This is a genomic window from Micromonospora kangleipakensis (assembly GCF_004217615.1).
GTDB lineage: Bacteria > Actinomycetota > Actinomycetes > Mycobacteriales > Micromonosporaceae > Micromonospora > Micromonospora kangleipakensis.
Genome location: NZ_SHLD01000001.1, coordinates 3,467,008 through 3,483,769, shown reverse-complemented (window position 1 = coordinate 3,483,769; position 16,762 = coordinate 3,467,008). Strand labels below are relative to the sequence as shown.

Sequence of the window (16,762 nt, the reverse complement as noted above, 5' to 3'; positions counted from 1 at the left end):
ACGAGCCGGTGACCTGGTGCACCCCCGGACTACCGGTCCGCCTGGGCGGCGATCACCTCACGGGCCAGCTGCCGGTAGTTGCGCGCGCCGGAGGAGGCCGGGTCGAGCGTGGTGATCGGGGCGCCGGCGACGGTCGACTCGGGGAACTTGACGGTCTTGGTGATCACCGTCTGGTAGACCTTGTCGCCGAAGGCCTCCACCACCCGCTGGAGCACCTGGCGGCAGTGCGTGGTGCGGCTGTCGTACATGGTGGCGAGGATGCCCTCGAGCTCCAGGTCGAAGTTGAGCCGCTCGCGGACCTTGTCGATGGTGTCCAGCAGCAGCGCCACGCCCCGCAGGCTGAAGAACTCGCATTCCAGCGGGATGAGCACGCCGTGCGCGACGGTCAGCGCGTTGATCGCCAGCAGGCCCAGCGAGGGCTGGCAGTCGATCAGGATGAAGTCGTACTCCTTGCGGACGGTGCGCAGCACGCGCGCCAGCGCCATCTCGCGGGCGACCTCGTTGACCAGCTGGATCTCGGCGGCGGAGAGGTCGATGTTGGCGGGCAGCAGGTGCAGGCCCGCCACGTCGGTCTTGATCAGGACGTCCTCGGCGGTGACGTCGTCCTGCATGAGCAGGTTGTAGACCGACAGGTCGAGGTTGTGCGGGTTTACCCCCAGCCCGACCGAGAGGGCGCCCTGCGGGTCGAAGTCGACCAGCAGCACCTTGCGGCCGTACTCGGCGAGCGCGGCGCCCAGGTTGATGGTCGTCGTGGTCTTCCCGACGCCGCCCTTCTGGTTGGCCATCGCGATGATCCGCGCCGGGCCGTGCCGGTCGGTCGGCATGGGCTCCGGGATCGGCTTGCGCATCGTGTACGCGGCCGGGTCGGCCGGACCCAGGTCCGCGCCGAGCGACGCCTGCTGCTCGCGGAGCTCCGACGTCCAGGCGTCGGCACGGTCACCGTTGCCAGCCATGTCCTCGTTGCCCCCTCCCGACGACCACCCGGCGTCGGAGCCGTCCGACGTCCTTCGCGGCGCCGCTGCGCACCCCGGTTCGTCGCCCCAGGAGGTCCGCGCCGATGCCGACTGTACGCCACGCACCAGCAGCGCGTTCGGTACCCGGTCGGCGTGTCGGACGCACCGGCCGGTCAGGACGGTCGAGGCCGGCTCACCCGCGGGCGCGCGGGTGCGCGGTGGCGTACACCTCGCGCAGCCGCTCCACGGTGACCAACGTGTACACCTGGGTGGTGGTCACCGAGGCGTGGCCGAGCAGTTCCTGCACCACCCGCACGTCGGCGCCCCCGTCGAGCAGGTGGGTGGCGTACGAGTGGCGCAGGGTGTGCGGGGAGACCGCGCCGGGCCCGTGCACCGGCAGGCCGGCCCGCTCGGCGGCGCGGCGCAGGATGGTCCAGGCGCCCTGCCGGGAGAGCGCGCCGCCGCGGGCGTTGACGAAGACCGCCGGGGTGCCCCGGCCGGCGGCCACCAGCGGCGGGCGGCCCCGGACCAGCCAGGCGCGCAGCGCCTCGACCGCGTACCCGCCGATCGGCACGAGTCGGGTCCGGCCGCCCTTGCCGCGCAGCACCACCGCACCCTCATCGGTGTCCAGGTCGTCCACGGCGAGGCCGACGGCCTCGGAGATGCGCGCCCCGGTGCCGTACAGGAACTCCAGCAGCGCCCGGTCGCGCAGCGCGAGGGGCGCCTGGTCGCCGGTGGCGGTGACCGCGCCGGCGGTCTCCAGCAGCCGGACCACGTCGTCGACCGGCAGCGCCCGGGGCAGCCGGCGCGGCGGTGTCGGCGGGCGGACGTCGCGGCTGGGGTCAGCGCCGGCCAACCCCTCCCGCAGCGCGAAGCGGTGCAGGCCGCGCACCGCGCTGGCCGCCCGGGCCGCCGACGACACCGCCAGCGGCGGGTGGTCGTCGTCGCCGGCGCGCAGCCGGGCCAGGTGGGCCTCGACCTGGGCCGCGCCGACGGCGGCCAGGTCGGTCACCCCGGCCGCGGCGAGGGTGGTGAGGTAGCGGTCCAGGTCCCGGCGGTACGACGAGAGCGTGTTCGCGGAGAGTCCGCGCTCGACGGTGAGGTGGTCGAGGTACCCGCGGACGGCACGGCGCAGGGCCGGCGCGGGCTCCACGCCCGCGCCGGCCCCGGCCGGTGTTCCGGTCAGCCCGTCGCCCCTCAGGCCAGCACGTCCGCCAGCGGCAGGGTGGCCATGCCGTGCGCCTCGGCGACCGGGCCGTAGACGACCTGGCCCTCGTGGGTGTTCAGGCCCAGGGCGAGGGCCGCGTCGCGGCGCAGCGCCTCGCGCCAGCCGTGGTTGGCCAGCTCCAGGGCGTACGGCAGGGTGACGTTGGTCAGCGCGTGGGTGCTGGTGTTCGGCACCGCGCCGGGCATGTTCGCCACGCAGTAGAAGATCGACTCGTGCACCTTGTAGACCGGGTCGGCGTGCGTGGTGGGACGCGAGTCCTCGAAGCAGCCGCCCTGGTCGATGGCGATGTCGACGAGCACGCTGCCCGGCTTCATCCGGGAGACCAGCTCGTTGGAGATGAGCTTCGGCGCCTTCGCGCCCGGCACCAGCACCGCGCCGATGACCAGGTCCGCGTCGACCACGGCCCGCTCGATCTCGTACGCGTTGGAGGCGACCGTCTGCAGGTGGCCCCGGTAGATCGCGTCGGCCTGGCGCAGCCGGGCCACGTTCTTGTCCAGCAGCAGCACCTCGGACTGCAGGCCCAGCGCGATCGCGGCGGCGTTCATGCCGGAGACGCCGGCGCCGATGACCACGGTCTTGGCCGCGTACACGCCGGAGACGCCGCCCGGCAGCACTCCGCGCCCGCCGCCGGTGCGCATCATGTAGAAGGCGCCCACCTGCGGGGCGAGCCGGCCGGCCACCTCGGACATCGGGGCGAGCAGCGGCAACGAGCGGTCGGGCAGCTCGACCGTCTCGTACGCGATGCCGGTGACCTTGCGGTCGATCAGCGCGTCGGTGCACTCCTTGGAGGCGGCCAGGTGCAGGTAGGTGAAGAGCACCTGCCCCTCGCGCATCCGGTGGTACTCCTCGGCGACCGGCTCCTTGACCTTGAGCACCAGCTCGGCGGCGTCCCACACCTCGTCGGCGGTGGCGAGGATCTTGGCGCCGGCGGCGGCGAACTCGTCGTCGCTGATGCTCGAGCCGACCCCGGCGCCGGACTCGACGAAGACCTCGTGACCGTGGCGGGTGAACTCGTTGACGCCCGCGGGCGTGATCGCCACGCGGTACTCGTGGTTCTTGACCTCGCGTGGGATTCCGACCTTCACGATGCAGACACCTCTCTTCGGGGCTGCCCACCCCCGACTGCTCGGCGCCGCGACGGCCCCATTGCCGGCGCGGTCCACCGGTCCCGCCGGCGGCAGTCTAGGCGCGCCGGCCCGCCCCGGGAGCCAGCACAGTGACATCCGGTGCGCGGTCGTCCTGACGAAGTGTCAGGCGTCGACCGGGCCGGCGGTGGAGACCACCTCAGCCGTCAGGACAATGTTCGCGCTCATCGTCCCACCGGCGGCGCGGCGGTGCGGACAGGATCGCCGGCGATCACTAAGGTGTCCGCTCATGACCACTCCTCCTTACCAGCCCGGGTACCCCCAGGGCGTTTCCGACAAGAGCAAGGTCGTCGCGGGCGTGCTCGGCATCGTGCTCGGCTTCTTCGGCGCCGGCCGGTTCTACATGGGCGACACCAAGACCGGCGTGCTCCAGCTCGTGGTGAGCGTCGTGACGTGCGGCCTCGGCAGCATCTGGGGCCTCATCGACGGGATCCTGATCCTCGTCAACGGCGGTGTCGACGGCCAGGGCCGTCCGCTGCGCGACTGATCGGCGACATGGAAGGGGCCGCGCGATCCGATCGCGCGGCCCCTTCGTCGTACCCGCGGGTCAGCGGGGCAGTGGCGCGTTCGGCCGGCGCAGCTCGGCGAAGCCGGTCTCGCGGGCGCGGGCGGCGGCGAGCAGCCCGGCCACGCAGGAGGCGTTGGTGATCTCCCCGGCCAGCACCATCCGGACCGCCTCGTCGAGGTCGACCCGGACGACCTGAAGGTCGGCCTCCTCGTCGCGGCGGTCGTGCCGCTGCTCCGCCGGCACGTCGGCGAGGTCCCGGGCCAGGAAGACCCGGACCACCTCGTCCGAGAAGCCCGGCGAACTGTGCAGGTCCACCAGGACGTCGATGGCGCCGGCGGTCAGGTCGGCCTCCTCGGCCAGTTCCCGGGCCGCCGCCGCGGCCAGGTCCTCGCCGCTGACGTCCATCAGCCCGGCCGGCAGCTCCCACAGGTGCCGGCCGACCGGGTGCCGGTACTGGCGGATCAGCACCACCTGGCCGGCGTCGTCCAGCGCCACCACGGCCACCGCGCCGACGTGCTTGACGTAGTCGCGGGCCGCGGTGCCGCCGCCGGGCATGGTGACGTCGTCGCTGACCAGCGAGAAGATCCGGCCGGACCAGATCTCCCGGTGGTCGGTCACCTCGTAGCGGTGCTCGACGGCGCTCACGACGCCGACGCCGCCCTCGCCGCGGCGGCGGTGCCGTTGCGGCTGGTCTTCTTCGCCGCCGGGGTCTCCGCCGGCGCCGCGTCGAGGTCGACCGGGAGCTGGTCGGCCTCGGAGTACGCGATGGCCGCCTTGACGAAGCCGGCGAAGAGCGGGTGCGGCCGGGTCGGCCGGCTCTTCAGCTCCGGGTGCGCCTGGGTGGCCACGAAGAACGGGTGCAGGTCGCGGTCCAGCTCGATGAACTCGACCAGCCGGCCGTCCGGCGAGGTGCCGGAGAAGTGCAGGCCGACCTTGGTGAGCTGGTCCCGGTAGGCGTTGTTCACCTCGTAGCGGTGCCGGTGCCGCTCGCTGATCTCGGTGCTGCCGTACGCCTCGGCGACCAGCGACCCCTCGGCCAGCTTCGCCGGGTACGCCCCGAGCCGCATGGTGCCGCCCAGGTCGCCCTTGCCTGCGACGATGTCCTCCTGGTCGGCCATGGTGGCGATGACCGGGTGCTTCGCCTCCTCGTCGAACTCCAGCGAGTTCGCCCCGTCCAGGCCGGCGAGGTGGCGGGCCACCTCGATGGTCATGCACTGCAGGCCCAGGCAGAGGCCGAGCAGCGGGACGCCGTTCTCCCGGGCGTACCGGGCGGTGCCGATCTTGCCCTCGATGCCCCGGACGCCGAAGCCGCCCGGAATGACGATGCCGTCGACGCCGGCCAGGGCGGCGGCCGCGCCGGCCGGGGTGACGCAGTCGTCGCTGGGCACCCAGCGCAGCTGCACCCGGGCCCGGTGGCCGAACCCGGCCGCCCGGATCGCCTCGCTCACCGACAGGTACGCGTCGGGCAGGTCGACGTACTTGCCGACCACCGCGACGGTGACCGTGTGGTGCGGCTGGTGCACCCGGTCCAGCAGGTCGTCCCAGCTGGTCCAGTCCACGTCCCGGAAGGAGAGCCCGAGCCGGCGCACCACGTACGCGTCGAGGCCCTCCCGGTGCAGCACCTTCGGGATGTCGTAGATGCTCGGCGCGTCCGGGGCGGCGACGACCGCCTCCCGGTCCACGTCGCAGTAGAGCGACAGCTTCTCCTTGAGCTTCTCCGGGATCTCCCGGTCGCAGCGCAGCACGATGGCGTCGGGCTGAATGCCGATGCTGCGCAGCTGCGCCACCGAGTGCTGGGTCGGCTTGGTCTTCAGCTCGCCCGACGGCGCCAGGTAGGGCACCAGCGAGACGTGCAGGTAGAAGCAGTTGTCCCGGCCCAGGTCGTGGCGGACCTGGCGGATCGCCTCGAGGAACGGCAGCGACTCGATGTCGCCGACGGTGCCGCCGACCTCGGTGATCACCACGTCCGGGATCTGGCCCTCGGCGTCCGGGTCGGCCATGCCGAGGATCCGCGACTTGATCTCGTTCGTGATGTGCGGGATGACCTGGACCGTGTCGCCCAGGTACTCGCCGCGCCGCTCCTTGGCGATCACGTCCGAGTAGATCTGCCCGGTGGTGACGTTCGCCTTGCCCGAGAGTGCCCGGTCGAGGAACCGCTCGTAGTGCCCGACGTCGAGGTCGGTTTCGGCGCCGTCCTCGGTGACGAAGACCTCACCGTGCTGGAACGGGTTCATCGTCCCCGGGTCGACGTTGAGGTACGGGTCGAGCTTCTGCATCACCACGCGCAGTCCGCGCGCGGTCAGCAGGTTGCCGAGGCTGGAGGCGGTGAGGCCCTTACCCAGCGAGGAGGCGACGCCCCCGGTGACGAAAATGTGCCTGGTCGTCCGTGCTGAAGGGGCCAACGCCTGCTCCCGTGTCGTCCGTAGCGGTCGTGCGAACCGCCGTGCCGATCAGCCAAGTGATCACGCGATCCACGGGATTCCACGGTAACACCTCTCCCGGCCCGAGCAGGCGTCGCACCCGCCGTCGGCGCACGTCGGGCCCAGTCGGGGTCAGCCGGTGGCGGCCTCGGTCGATGCCGGACCGGGCTGGGCGGGCACCCGCACCGGTCCGGGCGGGCCGGCCGGGCCGGTGCCGCCGTGTCCCGCGGTGTCCCCCGCGTCCGGCGTCGGCCCGGCGCCCTCCGTGGGGTCGGCGCCCCGGCCCGGCCCGGCGGGGCGATCCGTCGGCTCGGCCGGTCGGCTGGAGACTCCGGCGTCGACGGTCCGCCCCTCCCCCGACGCGCGACCTCCCCCGGGACGGTCCCCGCCGCCGGTGGGGCCACCCGCCGTGCCACCGGGCCCCTCGTCGCGGGGTCGCCCCGCGCCGGGCTGCGTTCGGTCGGTGGAGTGGTCCAGCACCCGCAGCGCGGCCAGCGCGGCCATCGGCACCACCAGCGCGCCCGCCGCCCCGGCCACGTCCAGCGCCGAGCCGCCGAGCACCCCGCCGATGCCCGCGGCCACGGCGGTGCCCGCCATCGCCGCCCGGATCGCCGGGTAGATGCCGAACAGCCGCATCAGGCCGCCCCAGGGTTGCAGCAGCGCCAACCAGACCAGCGCCGCGCCGGCCAGTGCCAGGACGGTGAGCGGGCTGTTGACCAGGGTCTCCACGTTCGCGGTGCTCGAGCGGTGCACGGTGAGACCGCCGGTGCCGTCGCCGAGCGCGGCAAGGAACCGACCGAGGCTGCCCCGCTCCGTCGCCGGGCGGCGCACGTCCACCACGGCGAAGCCGATGGTGACCGCCAGCCCCGCCATGGTGGCCCAGGCGAGCCGGCTCACGGTCAGCCAGCCGCCGGTGCTGATCGCCGCGGCGACGCTCACCCCGGCGGTCAGCGCGATCGCGCCGATCGAGTCCGCCCCCAGGTAGGGGCTGCCGACGACGACCACGGCGGCGCCGCCGACGGCCACCATCACCATCGGCCGCCAGGCGCGGCGGACCCGCTGGGCCAGCCAGCCCGCGCTCAGCAGCGAACCGGCGATGAAGACGCCCAGGCCGACGGTGCCGAGCCCGGCGTACCGGCCGCCTTCGAGCGCGGAGTAGCCGACCACGCCGTTGAGCTGCAGCCGTGACCCGGTGAGCACGTCCACCCCGACCACCAGGGTGGCCAGGCCGGCGACCGCGCCGAGCGGGCCGAGGGTGCGGTCGTGGCCGGGAGTGAACCGGACCGCGGCCGTCCCGCCCACGATCAGCAGGGCGGTCACCACGCCGAACCACCAGCCGGCGTGCTGGCCCCGCCACCACGGGGCCGCGTCGGCGAGGAGGGCGGCCGGCACCGCCAGGGCGGCGGCGACCAGCAGCAGCTCCACCGCGGCGACCACCCGCCGGGAGACGGGCTCGGGTCCGTGCGGGCCGGCGTACCGGCGGGCCCGGCGCAGCAGCGGCAGCACCGCGACCGCGAGCGCCACCTGGGCGACGGCGAGCAGCGTGAAGAACCATCCGGCCACCCGGCGCTGGGCGGCGGCCTCGCGGTCGGCGTCGGCCGGTTGGTCGATGGCGGCCCGCAGGTCCGCCGGTCGGCCGCCGACCGAGACGGCGGGACGGCCGAGGAAGAGCCGTTCCGGCATGGGCCGGCCGAGCGCCGCCAGGGCGGTCGGCGCCAGGTCCACGAGCTGGAGGTACCCCTCCCGGGCGGTGCTCGGGGAGGTCAGCCAGCCCTTCTCCCAGCCCGGGCCGTCGGCGACGGCGACGTGCAGCCGGGACGGCTGGTCGGTGTCGGAGACGCCGGCGACGACCACCAGCGAGCGGGGCGGGCGGGCGGCGAGCACCCGGGCCAGCTGGGCGTCCGCCTGCCGGGCCTGCGCCGCCCGGGACGCCCGGTCCTCGCCGTCGACGCTGCCCAGGTCGACGATGCTCAGTACGCAGGAGCCCAGCAGCTTGGCCGGGTCGGTGGGGAGGACCGGCGTGTAGCGGTCAACCCGGCCGAACGGGCGGGCGGCGGCCACCGCCGCCCCGGGCCCGACCGCCACCGAGCAGCGGACGGACTCCGACAGCGCACCGGGCGTCGTACCCCAGGAGAGCCGGTCCTGGTTGTACCGGACGACGCCCTCCTGGTCCGGGAGGTTCGCGCCGATGCCGTCCGGCTGCTCCACCGTCACCCCGGTCGGCGGGCAGCCACCCTGCTGGCGGCTGCCGCTCCAGGCGGCGAAGTTGCCCGCGCCGAGGGTGAGCCAGCCGTCGACCGGACAGGTGGGCCGGTGCGCGGAGCGTACCGACAGCGAGCCGATCGACCCCTGCTCGGCCATCCGCCACAGCGTCGGGGTGGTCTGCGGGTCCACGTCGTCCCAGCGCAGCCCGGCCACCCCGGCCAGCACCACGAAGTCGGCGCGGCGCCCGGGCGGGCCGGTGTCCGGCCGGGCGGCCAGCGCGGTGATGCCGAGCGCCACCACGACCAGGGTCAGCAGGACCGGGGTCAGCCTGCGCAGCATCAGCGGCGTCCCGTCGACGGATTGGCCCCGGCCGGCGCCAGTTCGGCGTAGAGGGCGGCCAGGCTGGCAACGGTGTCCGCCTCGGTCGGCCAGGTCGCCGCCCGGGCGGCGCCGCGGCGCGCCAGTTCCGTCCGGCGCGCGTCGTCGTCCAGCAGCTCCCGCACCGCCGCATCGACCGCGTCGACGTCGCCGGCCGGGACCAGCACCGCGGCGTCGCCGACCAGCTCCGGCAGGCCGCCCACGGCGGTCGCCACCAGGGGCACGCCGGCCCGCAGCGCCTCCTGGGCGAAGAGCTGGCGGGCCTCCCAGTCGCTGGTCACCACCGCCAGGTCGGCGCCGGCGAGCAGGTCGGCCACGTCGGTGCGGTGCCCGAGCAGGGTCACCGGCGCCCGGGCGGTCGAGATCCGGGCGGCGAGCTGGAGGTACGCGGGGCCGCTGCCGGCGATGACCACGGCCGGCGCCGGGGTCCGGGTACGCCACCGGGCGGCGGCGTCGACCAGCACGTCGTACCGCTTCTGGGGGTGCAGCCGGCCCACCGAGAGGATCAGCGGACGGCCGGGGGCGACGCCGAACTCGGCGCGGACGGCGGCGCGGCGGCGGCGCGGCGCGGGCAGCGCGGGCGCGGCGACCGGGGCCAGCCGGGCGTCGGTCGCGCCCAGCGCGGCGGCCCGCTCCACCAGGTCGGCGGAGGCGCCCAGCGCCACCCGGGCGGAGCGCGCGACGATCCCCTCGGCCAGCCGGGAGAGCCGGCCGCGCAGCCCGCCGGCGAGCACCGCGTTGTGCCAGGTGACCACCAGCGGGGCGGCCGGGCGGGCGAGGGCGGCGACCAGGCCGGCCCGCAGCCCGTGCGCGTGCACGACCTGGACGGGGGTGTCGGCCAGGGCCCGGCGCAGGGCGGCGACGGCCCGCGCGTCGGCGGGCGTGGGGCTGGCGGGGATCTCCACCGGCGTGAAGCGGGCACCGACGCCGGTGAAGTCGAACTGTTCCTCGGTGGCGGCCGGGCCGCAGACCAGCACGGTGACGCCGGCGGCGGTCAGGCCGCGGGCGATCGAGCGGACGTGCTGTCCCACCCCGCCCGTGCTGGAGGCGAGCAGCAGGGCCACCGATCCGGGCCACCGCTGCGCCGACGTGGCGTCGGTCATTGCCTGCCTTCCGTTCGCGACTGCGGGGCTCGCAGACCCGGCTCACTCCTCGCGCTCACGGCACCCTCTTCCGTTCGCGACTGCGGGGCTCGCAGACCCGGCTCACTCCTCGCGCTCACCGGGACACCGTCTCCTTCCCGCCACCCCGTTCCGGGGGCGTCTGGTCCTCCTGCCCGCCGGCCGCGGTGGGCGGGCGTCTCCGGCCCAGCCAGCGCAGCACGGCGGTGAGCAGCGGCCGCACGTCGCGTTCGTCCGTCAGCCAGGCGACGGCGAGGAACAGGGCGCCGACCACGACCCCGGACAGCATGCCCTGAACGAGCGCCTCCGATGTCGTCGGGGTCCCGTCGCCCAGCCCGGCGAGCCAGCGGGACGTGGCGACCCCGCCGAGCCCGGCGACCCCGCCGGCGAGCAGACCGGCGGCCCCGGCCCGCCCCACCCCGGCCAGTGCGTCGCGGCCGGCCGAGCGGAGCACCGCGGCGATCAGCAGGCCACCGAGGACCAGCATGCCGCCCGAGGTGGCCAGGGTGACGGCCAGGACCCGGTCGGCGAGGGGCAGCAGGCGCCCGAGGAGCAGCGCCAGGGCCGGCACGGTCAGCCAGCCCACCGCGGTGGCGACGGTCGCCGCCCGGGTCTCGCCGCGGGCGTAGAGGGCCCGGGTGAGCACGGCGAAGAGGCCGTAGCCGAGCAGGCCGGGCGCGAACCCGGCGATGCCCGCCGCCGCCGCACCGGCGACCGGTGGGTCGAAGAAGAAGTGCCCCACCGGCACCGCCGTGCCGACCAGCGCGGCGGCGCCCAGCAGGCTGAACAGGACCACCCCGCGGACCGCCGGGGCGAGGGTCTCCCGGTAGGTCCGCTCGTCACCGGCCGCGCGGGCGGCCGCGAGGGTGGGGTACGCGGCGACCGCCAGCGGCACGGCCAGCACCGCCCACGGCAGGAAGTAGATGGTCTGCGCCAGGTTGTAGACGCCGGGGTCGGATGCCCGGCCGTAGCCGACCTGGTTGAGGCTCACGATCAGGGCGATCTGCTGGGCGGTGACGGTCACCACGCCAGCGACCGCGAGCGGGCCGACCCGGGCGCGTGCGTCGGCGGGGAAGCGGAAGCCCGCCCGCGGCCGGAGGCCGAGCCGGCGCAGCGGGATCAGCAGCGACAGGGAGAGCACCACCACGCCGAGCGTGGTGCCACCGGAGAGCAGCAGCTCGCCGCCGCGGCTGACGCCGCCGACGGTCGCCAGCCGCCCCTCGGCCGCGGTGAAGCCCAGGTAGACCGCGATGACGGTGACGCTGGACAGCAGCGGCGCGAGCACCGGCCAGGCGAACCGCCGGTGCGCCTGGAGCACCCCGGTGAGCACGATGCCGACGCCGTAGAGCGGCAGCTGCGGGGCGAAGACCCGCAGCATCCCGGCACCGGACTGCTGCTGGGCGAGGCTGAGCCCGTCGCCGAGCAGGCCGACCAGCGGATCGGCGAACAACGCCACCAGCACCGCCAGCGGGATCAGCAGGCTGAGGGTCCAGGTCAGCAGGGCGCCGGTGGTCGCGGTGACCGCCCGACGGTCGCCGGCGTCGACGGCCGCGGCCAGCAGCGGTACGACGAGACTGGCCAGCGCCCCGCCGGCCACGATCTCGAAGATGAAGTTCGGTACGGCGTTGGCGACGACGTACGCGCCGCCGAGGTCGGTCGGGGCGAGGGACCAGGTGAAGACGGCGGTACGACCGAAGCCGGCGAGCCGGCTGACCACGGTGAGTACGGCGATGAGGGCGGCCGCTCCGGCCACCCGGCCGGCGGCGGCGAGGGGCGCCGGGTTCTTCACGTCAGTCGTCGAGCCGGCCCAGCGCGTCGAGCTCCCGCAGCCCGGGGGTCCGCTGGATCACCTGGGTGAAGCTGACCTTCTCGCTGGCGGCGGTGAGCGCGGCGAGCACGGCGAGGATGCCGGCCCGGCCGAGCGGCCCCGTGCGGGCGGCCATGCTGACGCCGAGCAGCGCGCCGAGGGCGTTGGCGCCACTGTCGCCGAGCATCACCCGCTCGTCCAGGTCGTCGCGGATCAGGCCGGCGGCGGCGCCGACCGCGCCGACGGCGACGCCGCCGTGCGCTCCGCCGGACAGCGGCGCGCCGAGCAGCATGCCGGACTTCAGCGCCCGGCCGGGACGCAGGTCGAGCAGGTTGAGCAGGTTGGCGGTGCCGGCGACCACGCCGGCGCCGAGCAGCACGTCGACGCCGCGGCCGAGGGTGCCGTGGCGCTGCCGGCGGGGATGGGCGGCGACCCGGGGGTCGCAGGCGAGCAGCGCGGCCGCGCCGAGGCCGGCGGCGCCCACCCCGACGATCTTGAGCAGACCGGCGGTGACCCGCCCCTCCCGCAGGGCGGCGAGGTGCCCGGCGAAGCCCTTGGCGGCCTTCTGCTCGGGGCGTGCGCCGACCACGTCGTCATAAAGCCCGATCGCGCCCGCGCCGAGCCCGGCGACCAGCGCGGCCGCTCCGGACGGGGCGTTGCCGGCGCCGAGCGCGCCAGCCGTGGCGGCGCCGACCGCGAGCGCCGGGCCGGCCGCGAGGGTGACCGTCCGGCCGCGGAAGTTGGTCCGTTCCAGCGCCGGCCCCACCGGGGCGGTACACACCTCCCGCAGCACGTACCGGGCGGCGACCGCCCCCGCTCCGGCGGCCAGCAGCCGACCCCACCTGGTCACGCGACCCCTCCGATCCGGATGCCGTAGGCGATGCGGTGCAGACCGGACACCGGTCGGCCGCTCACTGGGGCAGTTTAGGCAGCAGCGCTGCGGCGTTGTCGCCGACACCGTACTGGCCGGCCTTCTTCTCGGTGAGCTGCTGCACCAGCGCGAGCGCGGTGACCAGCTGACCCTGGACGGTGTTGGCGTTGTCGACGGTGGAGATGGTCTGGGAGAGCACCGGGTCGCCGCGCACGACGGCGACCACGTTGCCGCCGGCCGAGCCGTTGCCGCCGACCACGATCGCGCCGGTCCGGTCGAACTGCTCGGCGACCTTCACCACCGACTCGTCCTTCTTCGCCGAGTCCTTGTCCACGTACGGCTGGCCGCTGACCAGGACCACCGCCTCGGCCGCCCCGGTGACCTTGTCTTCCGTGCTCAGGTAGCCGGCGTTGGAGTACGCCGCCAGCACGGCCCGACGATCCGCGTCGGAGACCGGCGGGCTGCCCTGGGGGCGGTCGAGCAGGACGCTGGCCAGCAGGGCGCTGGAGGTCTCCACGCCGTGCCCGTTGCCCGGCAGCCCCGCGGTGGGGGCGCTGTTCGGGCGGGCAGCGGTGACGGCCAGCTCCAGCAGGTTGTTGTTGCTGTCCGGGTTGATGAACTTGTCCTGCAGGTCGATCCGGCCGGTGACGTTCGCGCCGGCGAGTTCGAGCATCTTCGCCACGCCGTCGGTGTGCTCGCGGCCGCTGGGCAGGTCGAGCACCAGCACGCGTCGCCCGGTGAGCTTGCCGGGGAGGACGACCTGCGCCATCTCGGCGGCGAAGTCCTCCTCCATGTCCAGTTCCTTCTGGAGGCTGTTGACCGACTGGCGCATCTGCTGGTTGTCCTTGCGCAGCGCGTTGACGTTCTCCTTGAGCGAGTCGGCGACCGGCCCGTTGAGGGCGGCCGTGCCGACCACCAGGCCGATCGCCAACGCCAGGAAGACCGCGGTGAGGGACACCACGTGGTAGCGGAAGTTGATCACGCTTGCAGCCTCTTGATCGTCGGGGAGCTAGAAGAGCTGGCCGAGCTGGAACACAAAATTGTCCCACCATTCGGAGACCACGCCCAAATACGCCTTCCCGACGGTGGAGACCGCCACCGCGGAGGCCATCGCGGCGCCCGCCGAGAGGACCAGCAGCAGCAGCGAGGAACCGGAGATGCTCTGCCGGTAGAGCCGGCTCACGCCCTTGGCGTCGACCAGCTTGCCGCCGACCTTCAGCCGGGTCAGGAAGGTCGAGGCCATGCCGCCCCGGCCCTTGTCGAGGAACTCCACCAGCGTGGCGTGGGTGCCGACCGCGACCAGCAGCGAGGCGCCCTTCTCGTCGGCCAGCAGCATGGCCAGGTCCTCGCTGGTGGCGGCGGCCGGGAAGGTGATCGCCGGCACCCCGAGGCCGTTGACCCGGGGCAGGCCGGGGGCGCGGCCGTCCGGGTAGGCGTGCACGATCACCTCGGCGCCGCAGCGCAGCACGTCGTCGGTGACCGAGTCCATGTCACCGATGATCATGTCCGGGGTGTAGCCCGCCTCGACCAGGGCGTCCGCGCCGCCGTCCACGCCGATGAGCACCGGCTTGAACTCCCGGATGTACGGGCGCAGCACGTCCAGGTCGGCCTTGTAGTCGTAGCCGCGGACCACGATAAGGCAGTGCCGCCCCTGGATCTGGGTCTGGATGTCCGGTACGCCGACCCCGTCGAGCAGCAGGTCGCGCTCCTGCTTGAGGTAGTCCATGGTGTTGGCGGCGAACGCCTCCAACTGGACCGACAGCCCCTCCCGGGCGTCGGCCATCGCCTTGGCCACCGTCTCGGCGTCCTGCAGGGCACCGTGCGCGACCGGCTCCTCGCCGACGAAGACCGTGTTGCCCTCGATCCGGACGGTGTCGCCTTCGCGGATCTGCTCGAAGACGCTCTCGCCCAGGTCGTCCAGGAGCGGGATGCCGGCGGCCACCAGCACCTCCGGCCCCAGGTTGGGGTAGCGCCCGGAGACCGAGGGCTTGGCGTTGAGCACCGCGGCCACGCCGACGGCGACCAGCGAATCCGCCGCCACCCGGTCCAGGTCGACGTGGTCGATGACCGCGATGTCGCCGGGTCGGAGCCGGCCCACCAGCCGTTTCGTACGGCGGTCGAGGCGCGCGGTGCCGAGGACTGAGCCCGGTTCCGCGTTCCGGGTCCGGCGCAACGTGGGTAGACGCATCGTGACCATCCTGGCATGTGAGGCAGGTTTGCTGTCGCGACATGCCTGAGCAGGGCCGCCTACCCAGGGAAGCACACCCGAGCGCACGCCGGTGTGCTTGCGCTCACAAACCCGGCGTCACGGTCGTCTTTCCTTGGCCGCCACGGCCAGGAGTTCCTCCGCATGCGCGATACCCAGATCGGAATCCGGCAAACCCGCGAGCATCCGGGCCAGCTCCCGGGCCCGCTCTGTGTCCTCCACCACCCGGACCCCGCTGGTGGTCACCGCTCCCCCGGTGTCCTTCGCCACCACCAGGTGCCGGTCGGCGAACGCGGCCACCTGCGGCAGGTGGGTGACCACCAGCACCTGGTGGCTGCGGGCCAGCCGGGCCAGCCGGCGACCGATCTCCACCGCGGCCTGCCCCCCGACGCCCGCGTCCACCTCGTCGAAGACCAGGGTGGGCGGGCCGCCGGAGCCGGCGAAGACCACCTCGATGGCGAGCATCACCCGGGACAGCTCACCGCCGGAGGCCCCCCGCTGCAGCGGCAGCGACGGCGCGCCCGGGTGGGCCAGCAGGCGCAGCTCCACCTCGTCCGCGCCGTCCGGGCCGACGCCGGCCTCCACGCCGTTGACCGGCAGGCTCGGCTCGGCCCGACCGGCCGGGCGGGGCAGCACCGCCACCTCGATCCGGGCGTGCGGCATGGCCAGCCCGGCCAGCTCGACGGTGACCTGCTCGGCGAAGCGGACCGCCGCCTCCTGCCGGGAGGCGGAGACCCGCCCGGCCAGCTCGGCCACCTCGCCGGCCAGCCGGGACGCCTCCCGCTCCAGCTCCTCCAGGAGATCGTCGGAGGTGTCCAGGTCGGACAGTCGGGTGCGGGCCCGCTCGGCCCAGGCGATCACGCCGTCGACGTCGTCGGCGTACTTGCGGGTCAGCGCGCGCAGCGCCGCCCGCCGCTCGTAGATGACCTGCAACCGGGCCGGGTCCGCGTCCAGCGCCGCCAGGTACGCCGACAGCTCCGCGGAGACGTCGGCCACCAGGGTGGCCGCCTCCTCCAGGCGGGCCGCCAGCTCGCCGAGCGCCGGGTCGGTGCCGGACTGCGCCTCCAGCGTGCGCCGGGCGGTGCCGAGCAGCGCGGTCGCGTCCGGGGTCTCGTCGGTCGCCTCCACGCCGCCGGCGACGCACTGGTGCGCCAGCTGCGCCGCGGTGCGCAGCCCTTCGGCGTGCTCCAGCCGCTGCGCCTCCGCCTTCAGCTCGTCGTCCTCGCCGGGCTGCGGGTCGACCCGGGTGATCTCGTCCAGGCCGAGCCGGAGCAGGTCCGCCTCCTGGTTGCGCTCGCGGGCGTTGCGCCGCCGGTCGGCCAGGTCGTCGACCACCGCCCGCCACCCGGTGTACGCCTCGCGCAGCGCGTCGAGCAGCTTCTCGTGCGCCGGACCGGCGAACCGGTCCAGCGCCGCCCGCTGCTCGGCCGGGCGGAGCAGCCTCAGCTGGTCGGACTGACCGTGCACGGCCACCACCTGCTCGCCGACCTCGCCGAGCATCGACACCGGCATGCTCCGGCCGCCCAGGTGCGCCCGGGACCGGCCCTCCACGGTGACCGTGCGGCTCAGCAGCACGGAGCCGTCCTCGTCGGGCTCGCCGCCGGCGTCGGTGATCCGGGCGTGCACGGTGTCGGCCACCCGGCCGTCGAGGCGCAGCCGCCCCTCCACCACCGCCCGGCCCGGTTGCGCCCGCACCCGCCCGGCGTCGGCCCGGCCGCCGAAGAGCAGGCCGAGGCCGGTCACCACCATCGTCTTGCCCGCACCGGTCTCGCCGGTGATGACGTTCATCCCGCCGGTCAACGGCAGCGTGGTGTCCTCGATGACGCCCAGTCCGGTGATGCGCAGCTCTTCCAGCACAGCACCCGACAGTAGACGCGCCCTGCGACAGTTGACCAGCCGGCGTGGTGCGGGGGCTGTGGA

General features: G+C 74.8%; 13 protein-coding genes. 1 reads left to right on the top strand and 12 read right to left on the bottom strand.

The genetic code is table 11. The features are described from left to right. Positions 1-29: 29 nt before the first annotated feature. The 3 genes from EV384_RS16675 to ald form a co-directional block, all read right to left on the bottom strand. The gene (locus EV384_RS16675) at positions 30-953 is read right to left on the bottom strand and encodes a ParA family protein (RefSeq protein WP_089015019.1); all 924 of its coding nucleotides are present in this window, start codon (positions 951-953) and stop codon (positions 30-32) included. Positions 954-1,146: 193 nt separating this feature from the next. Next, positions 1,147-2,154 (bottom strand): site-specific tyrosine recombinase XerD, encoded by a 1,008-nt coding sequence (locus tag EV384_RS16670; protein ID WP_423202962.1) that lies wholly within the window; start codon positions 2,152-2,154, stop codon positions 1,147-1,149. Next, the gene (gene ald, locus EV384_RS16665) at positions 2,151-3,266 is read right to left on the bottom strand and encodes an alanine dehydrogenase (RefSeq protein WP_130334481.1); all 1,116 of its coding nucleotides are present in this window, start codon (positions 3,264-3,266) and stop codon (positions 2,151-2,153) included. Before ald ends, EV384_RS16670 begins: the two co-directional genes overlap by 4 nt. 214 nt (positions 3,267-3,480) lie before the next feature. On the opposite strand from ald, the gene EV384_RS16660 reads away from it, so the two are divergent. Beyond that, a complete protein-coding gene (locus EV384_RS16660; protein WP_242624090.1) occupies positions 3,481-3,813 on the top strand; it encodes a TM2 domain-containing protein in 333 nt (110 codons plus the stop codon). 60 nt (positions 3,814-3,873) lie between these two features. Here EV384_RS16660 and EV384_RS16655 read toward each other — a convergent pair whose 3' ends face one another. The 9 genes from EV384_RS16655 to recN form a co-directional block, all read right to left on the bottom strand. Beyond that, positions 3,874-4,479, bottom strand: a complete 606-nt coding sequence (locus EV384_RS16655) for an NUDIX domain-containing protein (RefSeq protein WP_130334477.1) — start codon at positions 4,477-4,479, stop codon at positions 3,874-3,876. Beyond that, positions 4,476-6,236 carry a CTP synthase gene (locus EV384_RS16650; protein ID WP_130334475.1) on the bottom strand — a complete coding sequence of 587 codons (1,761 nt, stop codon included), beginning with the start codon at positions 6,234-6,236 and terminating at the stop codon, positions 4,476-4,478. The genes EV384_RS16655 and EV384_RS16650 overlap by 4 nt, the downstream gene beginning before the upstream one ends. Before the next feature lie 150 nt (positions 6,237-6,386). Next, positions 6,387-8,798, bottom strand: a complete 2,412-nt coding sequence (locus EV384_RS16645) for a hypothetical protein (RefSeq protein WP_130334473.1) — start codon at positions 8,796-8,798, stop codon at positions 6,387-6,389. Continuing rightward, a complete protein-coding gene (locus EV384_RS16640; protein WP_130334471.1) occupies positions 8,798-9,940 on the bottom strand; it encodes a glycosyltransferase family 4 protein in 1,143 nt (380 codons plus the stop codon). The genes EV384_RS16645 and EV384_RS16640 overlap by 1 nt, the downstream gene beginning before the upstream one ends. A gap of 115 nt (positions 9,941-10,055) precedes the next feature. Beyond that, a complete protein-coding gene (gene murJ / locus EV384_RS16635) occupies positions 10,056-11,747 on the bottom strand; it encodes a murein biosynthesis integral membrane protein MurJ (RefSeq protein ID WP_130334469.1) in 1,692 nt (563 codons plus the stop codon). A gap of 1 nt (position 11,748) precedes the next feature. Continuing rightward, positions 11,749-12,615: a hypothetical protein gene (locus EV384_RS16630; RefSeq protein ID WP_130334467.1), complete on the bottom strand. Its 867-nt coding sequence runs from the start codon at positions 12,613-12,615 to the stop codon at positions 11,749-11,751. Positions 12,616-12,676: 61 nt separating this feature from the next. After that, positions 12,677-13,618: a copper transporter gene (locus tag EV384_RS16625; protein ID WP_130334465.1), complete on the bottom strand. Its 942-nt coding sequence runs from the start codon at positions 13,616-13,618 to the stop codon at positions 12,677-12,679. Between the two features lie 27 nt (positions 13,619-13,645). Then, entirely contained in the window at positions 13,646-14,824 is a 1,179-nt protein-coding gene (gene steA, locus EV384_RS16620; RefSeq protein ID WP_130334463.1) for a putative cytokinetic ring protein SteA, read from the bottom strand. A 117-nt stretch (positions 14,825-14,941) separates the two neighbouring features. Further along, complete coding sequence (gene recN, locus EV384_RS16615) at positions 14,942-16,699, bottom strand: DNA repair protein RecN (protein ID WP_130334461.1); 1,758 nt, start codon at positions 16,697-16,699, stop codon at positions 14,942-14,944. Positions 16,700-16,762 lie beyond the last annotated feature (63 nt).

Excerpts from the sequence above, each read along its gene's own strand:
- EV384_RS16640 (WP_130334471.1), bottom strand. The coding sequence starts at position 9,940 with ATGACCGACGCCACGTCGGCGCAGCGGTGGCCCGGATCGGTGGCCCTG.
- EV384_RS16645 (WP_130334473.1), bottom strand. The coding sequence starts at position 8,798 with ATGCTGCGCAGGCTGACCCCGGTCCTGCTGACCCTGGTCGTGGTGGCG.
- EV384_RS16675 (WP_089015019.1), bottom strand. The coding sequence starts at position 953 with ATGGCTGGCAACGGTGACCGTGCCGACGCCTGGACGTCGGAGCTCCGC.
- EV384_RS16660 (WP_242624090.1), top strand. The coding sequence starts at position 3,481 with ATGTTCGCGCTCATCGTCCCACCGGCGGCGCGGCGGTGCGGACAGGAT.
- steA (WP_130334463.1), bottom strand. The coding sequence starts at position 14,824 with ATGCGTCTACCCACGTTGCGCCGGACCCGGAACGCGGAACCGGGCTCA.